Annotated in this window: 17 protein-coding genes; 4 read left to right on the forward strand and 13 right to left on the reverse strand. The window is 53.8% G+C overall.

Features of this window, described 5'->3' with window-relative positions; translation table 11 throughout:
• Positions 1 to 38: 38 nt before the first annotated feature.
• Positions 39 to 269: a DNA polymerase III subunit theta gene (locus KGA69_RS15340; RefSeq protein WP_015366007.1), complete on the reverse strand. Its 231-nt coding sequence runs from the start codon at positions 267 to 269 to the stop codon at positions 39 to 41.
• A 134-nt stretch (positions 270 to 403) separates the two neighbouring features.
• On the opposite strand from KGA69_RS15340, the gene yobA reads away from it, so the two are divergent.
• From yobA to KGA69_RS15355, 3 genes are read left to right on the forward strand one after another with little or no spacing between them, the layout of a single operon-like run.
• The gene (gene yobA / locus KGA69_RS15345; protein ID WP_045390336.1) at positions 404 to 778 is read left to right on the forward strand and encodes a CopC domain-containing protein YobA; all 375 of its coding nucleotides are present in this window, start codon (positions 404 to 406) and stop codon (positions 776 to 778) included.
• Between the two features lie 3 nt (positions 779 to 781).
• Positions 782 to 1,651: a copper homeostasis membrane protein CopD gene (gene copD, locus KGA69_RS15350; RefSeq protein ID WP_045390338.1), complete on the forward strand. Its 870-nt coding sequence runs from the start codon at positions 782 to 784 to the stop codon at positions 1,649 to 1,651.
• Positions 1,652 to 1,664: 13 nt separating this feature from the next.
• Entirely contained in the window at positions 1,665 to 2,006 is a 342-nt protein-coding gene (locus KGA69_RS15355; RefSeq protein ID WP_072251410.1) for a YebY family protein, read from the forward strand.
• Between the two features lie 428 nt (positions 2,007 to 2,434).
• Here KGA69_RS15355 and KGA69_RS15360 read toward each other — a convergent pair whose 3' ends face one another.
• The 7 genes from KGA69_RS15360 to KGA69_RS15390 form a co-directional block, all read right to left on the reverse strand.
• Positions 2,435 to 3,385, reverse strand: a complete 951-nt coding sequence (locus KGA69_RS15360; protein WP_049060939.1) for a Csu type fimbrial protein — start codon at positions 3,383 to 3,385, stop codon at positions 2,435 to 2,437.
• A gap of 17 nt (positions 3,386 to 3,402) precedes the next feature.
• Entirely contained in the window at positions 3,403 to 5,727 is a 2,325-nt protein-coding gene (locus KGA69_RS15365) for a fimbria/pilus outer membrane usher protein (protein WP_213292436.1), read from the reverse strand.
• Between the two features lie 2 nt (positions 5,728 to 5,729).
• Positions 5,730 to 6,479: a fimbrial biogenesis chaperone gene (locus KGA69_RS15370; protein WP_045390350.1), complete on the reverse strand. Its 750-nt coding sequence runs from the start codon at positions 6,477 to 6,479 to the stop codon at positions 5,730 to 5,732.
• Between the two features lie 17 nt (positions 6,480 to 6,496).
• Positions 6,497 to 7,015, reverse strand: coding sequence for a Csu type fimbrial protein (locus KGA69_RS15375; protein WP_213292437.1), 519 nt, complete (start codon positions 7,013 to 7,015; stop codon positions 6,497 to 6,499).
• 21 nt (positions 7,016 to 7,036) lie between these two features.
• Complete coding sequence (locus tag KGA69_RS15380; protein ID WP_045390356.1) at positions 7,037 to 7,609, reverse strand: Csu type fimbrial protein; 573 nt, start codon at positions 7,607 to 7,609, stop codon at positions 7,037 to 7,039.
• Between the two features lie 544 nt (positions 7,610 to 8,153).
• Positions 8,154 to 8,297: an Ecr family regulatory small membrane protein gene (locus KGA69_RS15385; protein ID WP_113771553.1), complete on the reverse strand. Its 144-nt coding sequence runs from the start codon at positions 8,295 to 8,297 to the stop codon at positions 8,154 to 8,156.
• 117 nt (positions 8,298 to 8,414) lie between these two features.
• Complete coding sequence (locus KGA69_RS15390; RefSeq protein ID WP_045390359.1) at positions 8,415 to 9,383, reverse strand: VirK/YbjX family protein; 969 nt, start codon at positions 9,381 to 9,383, stop codon at positions 8,415 to 8,417.
• Positions 9,384 to 9,528: 145 nt separating this feature from the next.
• Here KGA69_RS15390 and pphA point away from each other — a divergent pair, with 145 nt between their 5' ends.
• On the forward strand, positions 9,529 to 10,173 hold the full coding sequence (gene pphA, locus KGA69_RS15395; protein WP_045390362.1) for a protein-serine/threonine phosphatase: 645 nt from the start codon (positions 9,529 to 9,531) through the stop codon (positions 10,171 to 10,173).
• Between the two features lie 5 nt (positions 10,174 to 10,178).
• Here the strand turns inward: pphA and KGA69_RS15400 are convergent, their stop codons facing one another.
• The 5 genes from KGA69_RS15400 to yebS form a co-directional block, all read right to left on the reverse strand.
• The gene (locus KGA69_RS15400) at positions 10,179 to 10,370 is read right to left on the reverse strand and encodes a YdfD/YebW family protein (protein ID WP_045376105.1); all 192 of its coding nucleotides are present in this window, start codon (positions 10,368 to 10,370) and stop codon (positions 10,179 to 10,181) included.
• A gap of 101 nt (positions 10,371 to 10,471) precedes the next feature.
• Positions 10,472 to 10,711, reverse strand: a complete 240-nt coding sequence (locus tag KGA69_RS15405) for a YebV family protein (protein ID WP_015705939.1) — start codon at positions 10,709 to 10,711, stop codon at positions 10,472 to 10,474.
• Positions 10,712 to 10,823: 112 nt separating this feature from the next.
• Positions 10,824 to 12,257: a 16S rRNA (cytosine(1407)-C(5))-methyltransferase RsmF gene (gene rsmF / locus KGA69_RS15410; RefSeq protein ID WP_074165890.1), complete on the reverse strand. Its 1,434-nt coding sequence runs from the start codon at positions 12,255 to 12,257 to the stop codon at positions 10,824 to 10,826.
• A gap of 87 nt (positions 12,258 to 12,344) precedes the next feature.
• A complete protein-coding gene (locus KGA69_RS15415; protein ID WP_063448036.1) occupies positions 12,345 to 14,978 on the reverse strand; it encodes a PqiB family protein in 2,634 nt (877 codons plus the stop codon).
• Positions 14,947 to 16,230, reverse strand: a complete 1,284-nt coding sequence (yebS, locus tag KGA69_RS15420) for a membrane integrity lipid transport subunit YebS (protein ID WP_047045296.1) — start codon at positions 16,228 to 16,230, stop codon at positions 14,947 to 14,949. Before yebS ends, KGA69_RS15415 begins: the two co-directional genes overlap by 32 nt.
• Positions 16,231 to 16,349 lie beyond the last annotated feature (119 nt).

Genomic DNA, 16,349 nt, shown 5'->3' on the forward strand with positions numbered 1-16,349 from the left:
GGCGGATGCCAATGGGGGGATCCTCAAGGAATGATCAATCATTTTGCTTTCGGTTCATACGGCAGGCGGGAAAGTGACACGGATGCCAGACGGTGCGCGATCAGACGTTCACGGAACCAGTCGCGCAGGTGAGCCGGTTGCTCTCGCTCGACGAGGTCGGCAACGACCGGCATATTGTAGCGTTCTTTAAAGGCGACGCCGGCCGCCGCGAGATCAACGTTGACCTTGTCCATTTCATCTTGCGAAATTTTTGCCAGATTATTTGCCATCAGTACCTCCTTCATTACGGCGCAAAAGTTACTAAGCGTGACGCTGAAAGGCAAGTCCCGGATGCTTAGCTCGACTATGCCATTATACAGGGTTATTCTCTGTCCAACATACATAACAAAAAGGAATGACGTTTATGCGAAACATCGCCGGACGCGCGCTATACGCCGCCGTATTTTTCAGCGCTATGTTAACCACCGCCAGCGCTTTTGCTCATGCTCATCTGCAACAACAAATCCCGGCGGCCGATTCGACGGTCTCCGCGTCGCCGCAGTCGCTCACGTTAACGTTTAGTGAAGGCGTCGAGCTCTCCTTCAGCGGTGTGACCCTCAGCGGCCCGCAGAATAAACCTGTCGCTACCGGCAAGCTGGCCCGCAGCGACGGTAATAAGGCGCAATTAACGCTGCCGCTGACTGAACCGCTGGCGGCGGGCGAGTATACCGTAGCGTGGCATGTGGTCTCCGTTGACGGCCATAAGACCAAAGGGCAATACCACTTCAGCGTGAAGTAAACCATGCTGACGGGAGTGTATGTCGGCCTGCGGTTTGTCCACTTCATCTCATTGATGACGGCTTTCGGTTGCGCGCTGTACGGCGCATGGTGGGCGCCAGCCTCGCTGCGTCGTCTGCTGATGCAGCGTTTTTATCCTTTGCTGCGCTACCTGCTAATGATTAGCGCTATTTCAGCCACCTTGATGCTGATGGCACAAGGCGGGTTGATGGCCGATGGCTGGGGGGATGTCTGGCGACCTGCAATCTGGAGGGCTGTTATCGGGACGCAGTTCGGCGGCGTCTGGCTTTGGCAAATGGTGCTGGCGTGGATTGCGCTGGCGGTGGCGTGGCTCAAACCACGCCGCCCGGCGCGTCTTCTGTTACTGCTATTTTGCGCGCAGTTGTTGTTAATGGCCGGCGTGGGGCATGCGGCGATGAACGACGGTTGGCTCGGCGCGCTACAGCGCACCAATCACGCGCTACATCTGTTCTGCGTCGCTGCCTGGGCCGGCGGGCTGTTGCCATTTGTCTATTGCCTGCGGCTGGCGCGCGGGCGCTGGCGTCAGGTAGCGATAACCACCATGATGCGTTTTTCACGTTATGGGCATCTGGCCGTGGCTGGCGCGATTGCCAGCGGAATTGGCAATACGCTATTAATACAGGGGCGGCTGATTGGCGATTCACCGTGGGGAGCGATGTTGTTGCTCAAATGTGCGCTGGTCGCCGCGATGGTAGCAATTGCGCTGGTGAACAGGTATGTTCTGGTACCGCGAATGTCAGGCGAAGGCGCATGGGCGGAACGGACTATTTTACGCACTACACAGCTGGAAATGGCGCTTGCCGCGCTGGCGATCCTCGCCGTCAGCCTGTTCGCGACCTGGCAACCTAATTGAGTTAACTGGCTAAATGATGAAAAAAATCGTTCTGACAATGTTGTTACTGGCAAGCTCAGGCGCCGCGCTGGCGGCGCCACAGGTGATTACCGTGAGCCGTTTTGAAGTGGGTAAAGACAACTGGGCCTTCACCCGCGAAGAGGTGATGTTAACCTGCCGCCCGGGTAATGCGCTTTATGTGATTAACCCGAGCACCCTGGTGCAGTATCCGCTGAATGATGTCGCCGAGCAGGAAGTGAAGGCCGGTAAGACTACCGCGCAGCCGATTTCAATCATCCTGGCTGACGATCCGCAGCATCCGGGGCAAAAAATGAGTCTGGCGCCGTTTATCGAACGAGCGCAAAAGCTCTGCTGATAATTACCTATATCACGTTGTTTTAAAGATAAAAAACCGCCTGCGTCTTGTGGAAAAACGCGGCGGTTTTTTGTTGGCGCAACGGATTTTGTCAGCAATTTTTCAACCGCTTTTGTCGCGGACTGGAAAAGCTGACACAGTCAACTATTCTTATAAGGCAAGGCGACTTAGCCTGCATTAATGCCAACTTTTAGCGCACGGCTCTCTCCCAAGAGCCATTTCCCTGGACCGAATACAGGAATCGTGTTCGGTCTCTTTTTATCTGAAGTTCAGCGAGTTAATAATATCCATTTTTGACTGCCCAAACGGCCGAACGCTCAGCTTTTCCCCTTATATCACAACAAAAACACTCTTAACATTATTTTTACATAAAATTTGTCCCGTTAATGGCCGAGTTCAGACATGCTGGCCGGAATCCTGTACCGTTCTTAATAGGTCACGGTGACGGTGACGATATCCGTATATACTCCTGCGGGTTTACTGGTCTGGCTGGGATTTATCTGTACTGTGTAGTTTACATCCTGTGATGCGCCGGTGCCGCTGACGCTCAGATTATTGGTTGGCGTCCATGCACTGCCTGAAGGCTGATAAAACTGATATTGCAACCCGTAATTCACCTGGTTAATGCTCGCAATAAGCTGCCGCCATCCGCCAGCGAGGGCATTGGCGCTGGTGAGGTTGACGGTATAGGTTGCGTTTTTAGTACAGCGAACGGAAAGTTTGTTGCTAAGCGTGGTAAAGCTTGAAGGAATTGACGCCGGAGTAAAGGCGACATCAGGAGCATTATCGATGTAACAGAAATTGGTAACAATTAGCTTCACATTCAGCGTGACGGTTTGCTGACCGGTGGCATAGTTGCAGGTAATAATGCCGGAAACGCAAATCCGGTAATCCCAATGAATACTAATGGTGTCGGTATAAGTACCCGCAGGTACGTTGAGTCCGGCCGGGATCTTCAAATACAAAGGCAGCGAACCGTCGCTGGCATTAAATAACCCAAGCAGGCCGATGAGTGAAGTGATACTCCATGTTTTGGTATAGCCAATATTGTAAATTTCCGAACAATTGGTATCTGAGCAGATGTTGTAAGGAACCACGTCGGTACCGGTGGTGCTCATCATTTGGGGCGTGGTGCCCGAGGGATGATCGGAGGAAAGAATCCTGGCGTTTATCGTATTTGTACTGAGTAGCGATAGGGCACTGCCGGAACAGGAAAAACCAGACCCCGATTTGACCGTTTGCTGAGTGTTTGCCAGCGTAAAGGAGTCAACAGAACCAAAACTTGCATCGTTTGAGAGCTGAAATGAACAACTAATATCCGCGCGCGCCGTTGCACAAAGCAGAAAGAATAGCGCGCACAGTAAAAACAGATGTTTCAATTTTCTATCCTTATTCTTCAATGGCAGCTAATCGGGCCGATACGTTGCGGTACCGGCGTTAATTCCGGCAACTCGAATTGCGCCGTACACACGCCGCTGGCAGCGTGAATAACCAATTTGTTGTGTTGAGTGAGATGACTGAACCACACCAGTCCGTCGTAACCAACCAGCCCCGATTGCTGGCTGCTGACTTCTTCAACCGACGTGCCTGGCGGCAGAGGGTTGCCCGCTTCATCGACCAGGGTAATCGAAGCGGAACGGACGCGGGTGACCGGGAAATCCACCAGCGCGCCGCTGGATTCCCGTATCGCAATTCGTTTTTCTACGACTTTAGCCTCAACGTCCGTGGGCAGCGGTAAGGTGTCGAGGGTCACTTTGCCAGGATACCAGGCGGTGGCCCACGGGATTAGCAGATGGCCACTCTTGTCGGTCGTTCCGACTTTACGGTTTTCGTAATTAACTGCGACATCCGGATAGCCAGCGGTCGAGACGACGATAAACGCATCGCTGATCCTGCGCGCGAAGAACAGGCTGCTATCCATCAACACCACCGAACCAGCTGCTTCAAACCAGCCCTGATTATCATGCTGGGAACCGTAATAACCGCCACTTAACGTTGAAACATCATTTACCCAGGTTAAATCCGCCTGACTATAGCGATCTCCGGTAACGGAGTGGGCCAAATTCCAACCTAATCCACCGTCTGCGGGAGCGGAGCGGTTGTAGGCGACGTTTTGCCCCCATTCGCCGGAGCTGGCGCGCTGACTGCTTAACTGCAATGAGCCGAAACTGTCGAAAGGAATGGTTATCTGCATCATACTGGAATAAGTATTTGCCTGCAGATCCCGGTTAATGCTGATGTTGAAGCTGCTATTTCGCCACAGGCTACGGCTCCAGGATAAGTTCATCAGGCGGGTGCGGCTGTCATCCTGCGCCTGGATATCGAAATAACCAAGGCTAAATGAACCCAGTATTTTTCCCCATGGGCTGAGGCTTAATGTTGCCTGGTCTGACTGACGACTGAGCGTTACCGTCGATCGATAGCTGGAGAGATTAGCGAAATTCTCGCTGCGTTGAATATGTTGATAGTTAATCCCCCAGATATTGCCGTAATACGAATAACCAGCGGAATACTGGTCACCCTGCCCATCGCCCTTACTCGTGCTGGCGGACAGACTCAGCGTACCCAGCGCGCCAATAGCGATGTCGCTGCCGACCCCGCCATTAGTTAATCCTTGCCGATCTTCTGTATGCATTGACAGCGTGAGCCAGTTGGTTAAACCGTAGCGATAAATTGCGCTGATGGCGCCAGCGCCATAGTCGGCATTTTTAATGCCGTAGTTATTACGCAACGCGCCGAGGGTAAAATCGAAATCGCTGAGTCCCTGGCGCAGCAGGGTGTTTGAGACGTAAAAAGGAACGCTGGTAGAGACTTGACGGCCAAGAGCATCGGTTGTGACGATGGTTGCTTCACCAGCGCCGCTAATGTACGGCACGTTAGTCAGGGTATACGGACCGCCGTTAATTTGCGTTGAGCTGGCTTTATAGCCGTTGATAAAGAGATCGACACTTGAAGGGACTGCTGCGCTACCGGATAGATTCAATAACGGGTAAGTGACCAGGTCCGGACGAACCGAAAAGTTACGGCTGAGGCGAATACCGCCGAGGCGCACCGAACTACTCCAGGTTAACGCATTGCTCACCACGTCGCCTGCCTGGTAGCTGAGCATATTTTCAGGATCGCTATACTTCCACAGCGAATCGTAGCGGATATATCCCTGTTGGCTATCATCGCGGCGGGATGACCAGTTTTGTCTGATAACGGCATTATTAGAAAAAACGCCCGCCGGGCCGAAAAGGCGAAATTCCGTCGAGGTGCTGGTGGTTCGCTCGCCGGCGGAAGAAGCCAGGCTATAGGAATCGTAGTTAAACAACAGCCCAGGGGTACTGATCGCCTGCAGATACTCCTGCTCGCGACTATTACCGATATGCTGCTCCGGCAGCCAATTATCCGGAACGGTTAATTTCAGCATTTGGCCGGGCTGGTCGTAAACGACCTTGACCTCCGCTATCTCTCCTACGTCAACCAGCGTTTTGCCGTCGGGAACCGGGATCCACATCTGCTTGAGTACCGCAGCGGAGATCCAATAACGATCATTAATCACTTTCACCGGCACGGTACCCACAGGCGTGTTGCCGTTGACGGAAATACCGAGATACAGCACGTACTCCTGTTGTGTGCCTGGTGCGGTCGCAGGTGCGGGTAACGAATCATAGGTAGCCGCCCAGGCCGTTGCCGAAGCAATAGCCAGCAGACCACCGATTCCGATCAGAAGCCTCATGGTTAACGCGCTGCCGGGATTTCCACCGCCTGACTATTATCAGTCAATTTCGCAAACAGGCGCATCCCGGATGCGTTCGCCGCGCGGCCTGATGTCGGGAAACAGACGCGACGTTTAGCCAGCACATACCCCAGTAAACCCTGAGTTTGTTCGATCTGCGGCTTTCCTGCTGATGTTGACCAGTAGACATTACTCAACCTGGCGTGTTGATTCCCGGCATTGTTAATGCACAGATTCTGACCGCTAAGCGACCAGTTTAACGTGGTTCGTAGCAGCTCTATGCCGTTTTCCAGCTTCAACGGATCCGCACCCTGTCCATAGGTGAACAGAGGCAGTACGTAACGCATGCGCATATTCAGGCCGGCGGAGCTTTTGTCTGTCTGTTTTATCGGTTGCGCCGCGGGGATTTCGTCAATCACGATACGGTATGATTTTTCCTGGCCGCTGGCGACTGGCGAAACGCGCATCAGGCGGATAAGTTGACGCTGGCCGGGTTGCACATTGGCAAAGGGCGGGCTGGAGACGACGTCATTCTGATCGGCGTAAACATCTTTCGATTCTTTTTGATCCCAGCCGAAGATGCGTAGCTGTAAATTGACCGCCGTCTCGCCGCGGTTTTCCAGCCACAGTTCAGAGCCTTTTTCGCTGGCGCTGATGGTTTGAAAAATAGGCCAGACCAGCACCGAGCTGGCGGCGCAGGCGTTAGTACTTATTGCTGAACCCAGCAAAACAACAATACAACGACGAATCATATTCAACCTGTCTTATTTTAATAGGTCAGCGTGACCGTAACGGTATCACTGTATGAACCCTGCGCCGGATAGCCATTCGTGGCAAAAAGGCGGCCATAAACCGTATAAGTTTGTGTCGTGTTGGGGAATGAGGCGACGCTGTAAGCTTGAGCGCCGGTCCCCCAAACGGTAGAGCGGTTAGCATCCTGAAAAAGCTGGTAAGCCAGCGTATTGCCGGTGCTGTTGGACATATAGCGTTGGGCCGCGGAGCCGCCGTTGACACCGTAGTCAAGCGCCAGCGAGATCGCCATCCCCGGCGTACACGCGACGACGATTGAGCCAGCGCCAGCGGAGCTGGCGACATCAACATTGCTATAAAGCGACGACATGGAGCCAAAATTTAAGGTGCCAAAATCAGCGCCAGGTGTTCCTGTTCCGTTGCCAAGCAGGCAGCCGGTCGTGATCTGGGCGGTAACCTTGAAGGTTTTCTGCGCGGTGTCAGCCCAGACGGCTGTGGTCCAAAAAAAGAATATGAGTAGCCAAATTGTGCGCGACATGACATCCATTTCTCCACAGTGTTACCAGGTTAATGTCGCGGTGACCATGTCCTGGTAGAAGCCCGCAGCAGGGGCGGTTACGCCTCCTTGGTCCGCCGGCAGCACTCGGGCATAAATTGGGATTTCCTGCGCGCTACCTGTCCCCGTGATGCCGATACCGGCACTGGTAAATTCGGCCTGACGGGTGCTATTTGAGTAAAGCCGGTAGGCAATTTGATCGCCGTCGGCGCTTTGCATTTGGCGCAGTCCGTTTGTTCCTACATGCTGGCCGTTATTCAATGTCAGCGTCGCGGGAAGGTTATTGCTACAGACGATAGAGACAGCGCTGGCGCCGCCGCTGCCAATCAGATTGCTATCTATGGCGTTAACCAAATCGCTATAGGTGCCGAAATCAATGGTACCCCAGTTGTTTACGCCGCTTGCGCTGGAACCATTGGTGACGGTACAGCCCGAGCCGATAGTCAATTGCACCCCGACCTGACCCGTCAATGTACCTGTGGTTAGCCCAGCTGCAGTGACCCATGGCGCCTGAACGAGAAGCGCTGTTGTGATAAAGCCGCCAAGCAAAATGCGCGAAATAGTGTTGACGTTCATGATGAACCTCTGGATTGAAAGCCGCTAAGTAAAACCCTGTTTTTGTGAGCATGAGATTAATCCCATTAATCAACATATAATCGCTCTCTGGAAAAATGCTTATTTTTTTACAATGAACTTATAGTTAGTGTTTTTATGGTGTTTTATGCTTTGTGTTTTGTGAATGTTTATTTTTATTATTGGTTTTTAGGTGTTTTGAGCGTTGTAAATTCTGCGTATGGCGAGGTGGGGAAGGGGGGACTGTGTACAATTTTTGCAATTGTCGTGTTAGCGCATATTTTTAGCGAAATGCCAGGGAAAAAGTTGGTAGGGATGAGCATATAAAAACAGCAGAAAAGAAGACACCTGCACGCAACCAGACCCATGGTGCAGGTGAAAATTGGGTCTACATCGGAAGTCGTCAGTATACATATTTGTATGACAAATGAAATAAGGCAATGATGGAATGTTTTACAATTAATGCGGTTCTTCGGCTAATCGACGTCGTAATTCTGCAAGTTGTTAATAATTGAACTAAGTTTTCGGCCACGAGCAATATGGAGAATTATTCTGGCGCGATCAGTGCCGGATAAAGTGACGTTTCCAGATAGCTGACCAATACCCATATCTCGTCACTGAAAATAAACCATAGGGCACTACCTAAAATAAGCAGGATAACCAGCAGCAGGAAAATCTCAGTTTTACTCATGGGTCAATGGCCAACTTAAACCGATTATCAACAGGCCACGATATTAACCAAAGAATGTACAAATGAAAACGCCGTTATTTAAAACGGCGAATCTTTTTCGTAATAAGACGTGAATATTTATTTTACACTTAGCAGATTAGCCACCTGTACGGCCATCTCATCCATTAGCTGGAAACGGCGGCGATATTCGGCACGCTTCTTGCTTGCGATACTTTCCAGCGATTTTCTTTCCAGTTTCAGCGGCAAGCGCCAGCGGTAACTATCCTCACGCACACCTTCAATTGATTGCCAGAACTCATCATAGCTGGCATGGAAGTGCCGGCCTTTGCTTAAGCGATAGCGCAGCGCGCGGAACACGTGGCCATTATCGCTAACGGCGTAAATAGCCTGAATATTGCTTTGGCCGGCCAACAGCCAGATGAATTCCAGCAGCAGGCGCTTAGGGAACAGGCCGTAACAGGCGCGGGTCGCGTGTTTAATCACCTCATGGGAAACATGGCGGCGGGGCCCCTGCAGGCCGCCGATGACCAGTTGCCACTGCCCTTGGTGGCGGATTACGCTAAACGTGGCGCTGGCCAACAACTGGTGATGGCTATCGCGAAGCCAAAGGGTGGTTTCACCTTCCCGCTCTGCTTTCCCGGCTGACGAGGCAAAGAGCGTAAAGGCCGCATCATCTTTAGCGGACAGGGTCAGTAACGGTAGTTCTGACGGCGATATCATGGCCATCGCCAGCCGGTTTTCGCCCAACGAGTCGACGTACTGATAGTGGCTGATGATGGCCTGGGAACGCTGACGCGCGTTTAGATCGCGCACTAAATACTGACGATGTACTTTACCTGGAAGCGTAGCCTGCGCAGCCAACAGTTGGCGGAAATCACTACGTGCCGAAAGGGTGTCCAGCATTTCTCGGGTCGGCTGATAAAATAATGCCGTACGCAACAAGAATTTGAGCCGAAAGTTGCGTTTTTGCCAGATTGGCGCAGGCGTGATACGCCCCATTACGAGATCGGCAATCAAATTTGAGCGTTGCTGCAGTGTGCATGATGAATGCAGGCTATTGTCCGTCACGATGTCATACCTCGTCATTATTTTATTTTTATTTTACGGATCTCGCGGGACAAGCTTAATGGTTCGCCAGACTATATTTACGCCTTGTTTAACGTTGATTGACGTATGAATTTTCAACCTCGTTTTCAGACATATTTTGTATAATTAACAGAGGGGGTGAAATATGTATCAGCGATTGGCAGGTAGCACCTGGCGTAATATTTGGCTGGTGGGCGATCTACATGGTTGTTTTGCTTTATTAATGTCCCAGCTGCGCCAGCTTAAATTTGATCCCTGGCAGGATCTTCTTATTTCTGTTGGCGATCTGATTGACCGTGGGCCGCAAAGCGTGGAATGTCTGGGGTTGCTGCGTTGCCGGTGGTTCAGAGCGGTGCGCGGTAACCATGAGCAAATGGCGCTGGATGCGCTGGCGAGCGGGGAAATGGCACTGTGGACGATGAACGGCGGCGGCTGGTATCCAACCGCCTCACAGGAACAGAAACGGTTGGCTGATTTGCTGTTTAACCGCTGCCGGGATGTACCGTTAATCATTGAACTCCGCTGTCAGGATACCACCCACGTGATTGCCCATGCCGACTATCCCGCCAGCGTTTATCGTTGGCAGTTGCCCGTGGACGAACATCAGGTGCTCTGGGGCCGCCAGCGTTTAACCGATCATCTGGCGGGGCGGCACGGTGAGATAGCCGGGGCGGATCATTTTTGGTTTGGCCATACGCCGCTTAAACGCCGTTACGATAGCGATAACCAACACTACATTGACACCGGCGCGGTGTTTGGCGGAGAGCTAACGCTGGTGCAGCTGCAGTGAGCCGCTTAAAAATCGCTGTATTCCGTCGCCGGTCGCCAGAAGCCGTCGATAAAATCTTCTACCGGGAAACAGCCTCCCTGGCGAATTCGTTGGTCGTCCATAGCGACGAGGCATTGTCGTTCGCTATCATAGACATCCACTACGATGTCTTCGCACCCGCCGTCCAGATAGCAAATGAATAATACTAAGGCAAACATCCCGCCCTCATTAGCGAATGAACATAAGGTAAGTGTAGGGGAAGTTAGCGCAGCGGGGGAGGGATATAAATAACCCGTCTCAGGCGACGGGTTCATTTGAGTCAGGCAAGGCGCATGACCCAGGCATCGGATTGGCGATCGTAATGTTTGCGGTAAAGCACAGAATGTTCGCCATTAAGAATGGCGGGAACGCTGGTTTCGGCATCCCAGGCGTCTAATTGCATGCATAAGTCAGGATCGGATTTGCAAGGAATGCTTAACGTTCGCTCACCCTGTGACTCGCCATGCAGCTCGGCGTCGTCGATCTCAAACGCGCCGATTCGTACGTTAGTTTTACTCATCATTCACCCCGTTTGTCTGCTGAGTTGTGGTACGACCAGTTAGGCCGTCATTTTTCAGCGTAGACAACGGGGAGTAAATCGCCAGTCAAAAAGTGCGCTTTTTGGCGCGCGGTCACGACTTTCCAGCGAAGAGTTTGCCGTCGCGCACCAGTTCGCGGGGGTAACTGTTTTTCAACCGCGATCCCACACGCTTGGCGAGTCCTAATGGCGCTCCCTGGAACGTGACAATTACTTCATCCTGCCGCGGCGGCGCCTCGGGATAGACATCGCGTCCACGATACCACTCTTCCGCTTCCGCTAAGGTGAGCTCAAACGGCTCCTCTGGCGCGGCCAACGCGATCGCTGCTTCATGCTGCCAGCGGTAGCCTTTGTTATGCGTTTCAGCGAGGCGGATCCCGATGCGCGAAAAACGGACGTTGCCGATTAGCGCTTCCAGCGCCTGTGGGAACAGCCAGATTTCTTTATCACGCTGCCACAGATGAAGATGCTCTCCCCAATGCAGGCCAACGGCGTTGGCGGCTGCGGTGACAGCCGCTGCCTCACGTCCTTTCATCGGCGCGAAAGGGAACTTACCCACTTTATAGCCGGGCGCAGGCAGCGGATCGATAGAGGCGGTTTTACGCAGGCGGGCAACGAAAAAACCCTCACAATCAAAAATCTGCGGGAACACGTGCAGGAAGCCTTCGTCGGTGAGCGCCTCGCGGGCCTGTGGGAACAGTGAATCCAGCGTCAGGACTTCTACCGCCTGCGGGTAGGTCTGCAGGAGCCAGTTTATCACTTCCTCGTTTTCTTCACGGTTCAGTGTACAGGTGGAGTAAACGAGGGTGCCGCCAGGACGCAGAGCGTGAAAGGCGCTGTCAATGAGCTCACGTTGGGTGGCGGCAATCTCCTGATTACTTTCTGGCGACCAGTTTTTTAGCGCATCAGGATCTTTACGCACTACCCCTTCGCCCGAGCAGGGGGCGTCGAGCAAAATCGCGTCGAAGCACTCAGGCAGAGCGGCGCCGAAGACGCGCCCGTCGAAGTGGGTGAGGGCAACGTTCGTGATGCCGCAGCGGCTGATATTGGCGTGCAGCACTTTCACCCGACTGGCGGAGAATTCGTTAGCCAGAATCCCGCCGTGATTGCCCATGCGAGCGGCGATTTGCGTCGTTTTGGAACCCGGCGCGGCGGCGACGTCCATCACTCGCTCAGGCATGTTCCCATCGGCGAACAGCGCCGCTACCGGCAGCATCGAGCTCGCTTCCTGAATATAAAATAGCCCGCTCAGATGCTCGGCGGTGCTGCCCAGCGGTAATACATCGTCGTCATCGCGCTCGATCCAGAAACCCTCGGCGCACCACGGAACCGGCGTTAACTGCCAGCCGTAAGGGGCGACCAGTTGCAGAAAATCAGCGACCGTAATCTTCAACGTATTGACGCGGATACTGCGACGCAGCGGACGCTGGCAGGCGGCGATAAAGTCATCGAAAGAGAGATGCGTTGGCATAGCCGCACGCATTTGAGCGAGGAAGGGTTCCGGAAGATAGACAGCGTTTTGAGCCACGAGCAGCGCACCACAAGAAAAAAGGGTGCGCAGTTTACCATAAACGCCCCGGAGCGGGACACCGGGGCGTTTATGGGACATTGGGAATTAATTAGGTAGCGCCGTTCCCCAATCGCGCCACTCTTTCGGCTCGCTTTCCAGCAGCAGGAAGTGCTTGCCATCCTGCGCTTTCGGCGCCAGCGGCGTTCCCGGCGGCGTGGCAAAGGCAATACCGCCGCGAATAAACTGGTTGAAGGTACCTGTTTTCACCACGCCGCCAATCAGGCCGAAGTCGAGGCTATAGCCGGAAGCCAACCAGAACACCGAGTTGTTGCGCACCAGGTACTGATAACGCTTACTGATACGCAGCTTAACCATTACGCGGTCGGACATTGAACCCAGGGTCAGCCCGGTCACGGTGCCCACTTCCAGGCCGCGGAACAGCACCGGCGTACCAATATCGAGCGAACCGGCTTCCGGCACTTCGACGATAATACTCAGGCCATCGATGTAACGTGAGTCGGTGATGGTGGTGTCCTGAATCTCAAAGTCGCGGCGCGGCGAACCACGGCCGGGTTCAACGTTGATATAAGACTGGAAAATCGTGTCCAGATGTTCAACGCCGGCGGCAGAGATCTGCGGCGTAATGACCGAGAAACGCGTCCCGGCACGGGCAAAGGTGCCGACATATTCAGGATAAAGTACCGCTTTGGCCTGAACTTCATTCTTTGCCGTGATCAGTTCCAGCGACTGGATCTGGCCGATGTCGATACCGAGGTAGCGAATCGGCATACCCGCCGCCATTTTACCGGCATCGAAAGCGTGCAGCGTGATCTGGCCGCCCACCGCGCGGGCGGCGGTTTCGGAGGCGTACAGGATACGCTTATTGTTCAAGCGCGCGTTGGCGCTGCTGCCGCTGAGGTTATCGAAGCTGATGGCGCCTTTCAGCGCGCGCGCCAGCGGTGACGCCTGCACGGTTAGCCCATTACCGTCGAGTTTTACCTTTGCGCCGCCTTCGGCCCAGAAGACGCTGTTATTGGTCAACAAATGGCGATATTCCGGTTTGATATGCAGATCGATATCGAATGCGTTGCTGCGCGGCTTCACCGAGATGATCTCGCCGACGGCGAATTTGCGATACAACACTACCGAGCCTGCCTGCACATCGGGCAGCGTTTCCGCAGAAAGGCTTAGCGTGGTGGTCGGGATTTCACTAAGGCTATTTTCCTGCGCTTTTTCCAGGTTGGCATACAGCGGATAGCTGCTCTGCATTTCCCCTTTTTCGCCGGGGATGATGCGGATCCCGCCATCAACCCATTCGCTGGCGCTGGCGCCGAGTACCTGCACGCCATCCAGCCCAACTTTCACATCAAGGCGGCTGTTGACGACAAATTTGCTATCGCCGCGTACCAGATTGCGATACTCCGGCGCAATGGCGACCTGGAAAGTGACACCCTCTGCGGTTAGCTTGCGTTCCAGCACCTGGCCCACTTTCACGCCGTGCAGCATGAGCGGCTGGCCGGCGGAAACGCCATAGCTTTCCGGCGCCGATAACGTCACGGTGGCGACGTTAGGCTCATCCAGCAGCGCTTTATCGGCTGGCATAACCATAAAGTGATTGCGCGGTTCGCCGTCCCCGGGTACCAGTTCGAAGGTGTTGCCGGTGAGTAGGGCGCTGACGCTTGGGTTATCCAGCGAGATTTTCGGCTTCTTCATTTGAATCAGCGTTTTATCCCGAAGCAGGGTGACCACGCTCGGGTCGACGGTCATCTCACCGCTAACTTTACCGCCGGGATTGAGATTGAGTTTGGTTAACTGACCCACTTCCAGCCCCTGATACATCAGCGGCGTAGAGCCCGCCTTCAACCCATCGCCGTCAGGCAGCTCCAGCGTCACCAGCACGCCGCGCTGGCTGTGCGCCAGATCCTCATACAGGTTGTACTCGTCGTTTTGCGCCGCCGCTTTGGAGTCGTCTGGCGAGTCAAAGGCGATGGCGCCGTTAACTAACGCGGAGAGATTTTCCAGCTGGACTTTGGCGCCGCTCAGGCTGACGTCGGCTTTAATCCCGGAGACGTTCCAGAACCGACTGCCTTTTTTAACAAGATTGGTGAAGCGACGCTCGATTAATACATCAATCGTCACCCCCTGATTGTTGGCGTTGAGCGTGTAGTCATACACCCGGCCAACCGGAATTTTACGGAAATAGACCAGCGAGCCGCTGTTCAGCGAGCCGAGATCCGGCGCCTGCAGATGAATCATTAGTTCGCCGTTGTTGATGCGGTATTTTGGCTGAGTATCCAGGGCGACGAAGTGATCTTCCGGTTCGCCTTTGCCCGGCATCATGCCGATATAGTTACCGCCGACCAGCGCATCCAGCCCGGAAACGCCGGCCAGTGAAGCTTTTGGCGTCACCAGCCAGAACTGGGTGTCTTTGCGCAGCGCGTCTTTCATATCGCTCTTCACGCTGGCGGAAACTTCGATCTTGCTGAGGTCCTTACTCAAAGAGATATCCTGTACCGTACCAACTTCTACCCCTTGATAGCGGATAGGTGTACGCCCCGGAACAATCCCGTTTGCGGACTGGAAATCGATGGTAATCGTCGTTCCCCGGCCTTCAAAGCTGGTCCAGATGAGCCATCCGGCAATCATCAGCGCGATGACCGGCAACAACCAGAATGGCGAGATACGACGTTTGGTTTTTATTTTGGCTTCAGTCGGCGAAGCGGGCGTTTCCTGACTCATGAGCGTCCCAAAGTAAGCGGCTGTCCAGCCATTCAACTGCAAGGATAGTTAAAATCACCGCGCCGCCGAAGTACACCGCCGCCGGCCCCATGGTAAAAGCCAGGAGCTGATCGCGGTTTATCAACGACATGGTTAATGAGATAACAAACAGATCCAACATCGACCAGCGGCCGATCCAGGTAATCAGCCGCAGCAGCAGGATACGCGTACGTAGCCCCTGTTCGCATTTGAATTGTATGCTGACCAGCAGGGTAAATAACACTATAACTTTGGTGAATGGTACCAAAATACTGGCGATGAACACTACGCCGGCGATAGCGATGTTGCTGTTGGCAAGTGAAATAATGCCCGAAAGAATCGTATCTTCCTGGCGCGAGCCATTGACGTAGATTATCGATATCGGCAGCAGGTTGGCCGGCAGCAGGAAAACCAGCGACGCAATCAGGGCCGCCCAGCTACGCTGCAGGCTTTGCGGCCGGCGATGATGCAGCGAAGTATGGCACCGGCGGCAGCGGCCGCGGGAGTCGCGATAACCGGTATAGTGACAGCCGGTGCAAACCTGAAGATTGGTGTCGTAGCGCATTGCCGGTCGTTCGGGATAAAAACGCTCCCACAACTCTTCAACGTTCATGTGGATGAGCGTCAGGATGCTGAGTAGGGTCAGCGCGATAAACGCGATTAGGCCGATGCCGGGCTGCAGGAAGGCATAGTCCTGGACCTTAATGGAGGCGACGCCGATACCGACCAGATAAATGTCCAGCATCACCCACTCTTTCAGTTTCCCGAGCATCAGCAGCACCGGACGCAGGTTCATCCCCAGCACATTACCAAGCCAAAGGTAGGCGATGGATACCACCAGCAGGACGGGCGCAACCACGGCGCAGAAGAGCACCATCGCGGCGGTAATGGGGTCGCCCTGGTTGGTCATCTGCCAGATCCCCTGCAGGACGTTAGCGTCAATGCGCACGCCGAGCAGATGCAAACGCAGCAGCGGCTCGCTCCAGGCGAACGGCATCAGCAACATCATCGTAAACGCCATACTGGCAAGCCGCGAGAGGGACCAATCGCGGCCGTCGCGTACTTTCGCGTTGCACCGCGGACACCAGGCGCATTGATTTCTTTTCACAACCGGTATGCGAAACAGCATGTCGCACTGCGTACAGCGCTGATAGTGCGCATGCGGCGTTGGCGAACTGACCGAATGAACGGTAATCTTCTTCGTCGGCGTGATTGAGGGTGTTTTTATCAGCATTTATTACGTTCGGGAATGAATGTATCCCACTATATTAACCCAGGAATGAATTCATCTTGAGCCCGAAGGCATTTAATGCTTATTTTAGTAGGCATCTGCAGATGAGATAGTAAGACAAC

This window comes from Klebsiella sp. A52, assembly GCF_018388785.1.
Taxonomy (GTDB): domain Bacteria; phylum Pseudomonadota; class Gammaproteobacteria; order Enterobacterales; family Enterobacteriaceae; genus Klebsiella; species Klebsiella aerogenes.

Excerpts from the sequence above, each read along its gene's own strand:
- yebS (WP_047045296.1), bottom strand. The coding sequence starts at position 16,230 with ATGCTGATAAAAACACCCTCAATCACGCCGACGAAGAAGATTACCGTT.
- pphA (WP_045390362.1), top strand. The coding sequence starts at position 9,529 with ATGTATCAGCGATTGGCAGGTAGCACCTGGCGTAATATTTGGCTGGTG.
- KGA69_RS15400 (WP_045376105.1), bottom strand. The coding sequence starts at position 10,370 with ATGTTTGCCTTAGTATTATTCATTTGCTATCTGGACGGCGGGTGCGAA.
- KGA69_RS15385 (WP_113771553.1), bottom strand. The coding sequence starts at position 8,297 with ATGAGTAAAACTGAGATTTTCCTGCTGCTGGTTATCCTGCTTATTTTA.
- yobA (WP_045390336.1), top strand. The coding sequence starts at position 404 with ATGCGAAACATCGCCGGACGCGCGCTATACGCCGCCGTATTTTTCAGC.
- KGA69_RS15375 (WP_213292437.1), bottom strand. The coding sequence starts at position 7,015 with ATGTCGCGCACAATTTGGCTACTCATATTCTTTTTTTGGACCACAGCC.
- KGA69_RS15390 (WP_045390359.1), bottom strand. The coding sequence starts at position 9,383 with ATGACGAGGTATGACATCGTGACGGACAATAGCCTGCATTCATCATGC.
- KGA69_RS15370 (WP_045390350.1), bottom strand. The coding sequence starts at position 6,479 with ATGATTCGTCGTTGTATTGTTGTTTTGCTGGGTTCAGCAATAAGTACT.
- KGA69_RS15365 (WP_213292436.1), bottom strand. The coding sequence starts at position 5,727 with ATGAGGCTTCTGATCGGAATCGGTGGTCTGCTGGCTATTGCTTCGGCA.
- KGA69_RS15355 (WP_072251410.1), top strand. The coding sequence starts at position 1,665 with ATGATGAAAAAAATCGTTCTGACAATGTTGTTACTGGCAAGCTCAGGC.
- KGA69_RS15380 (WP_045390356.1), bottom strand. The coding sequence starts at position 7,609 with ATGAACGTCAACACTATTTCGCGCATTTTGCTTGGCGGCTTTATCACA.
- copD (WP_045390338.1), top strand. The coding sequence starts at position 782 with ATGCTGACGGGAGTGTATGTCGGCCTGCGGTTTGTCCACTTCATCTCA.
- KGA69_RS15415 (WP_063448036.1), bottom strand. The coding sequence starts at position 14,978 with ATGAGTCAGGAAACGCCCGCTTCGCCGACTGAAGCCAAAATAAAAACC.
- KGA69_RS15405 (WP_015705939.1), bottom strand. The coding sequence starts at position 10,711 with ATGAGTAAAACTAACGTACGAATCGGCGCGTTTGAGATCGACGACGCC.
- KGA69_RS15340 (WP_015366007.1), bottom strand. The coding sequence starts at position 269 with ATGGCAAATAATCTGGCAAAAATTTCGCAAGATGAAATGGACAAGGTC.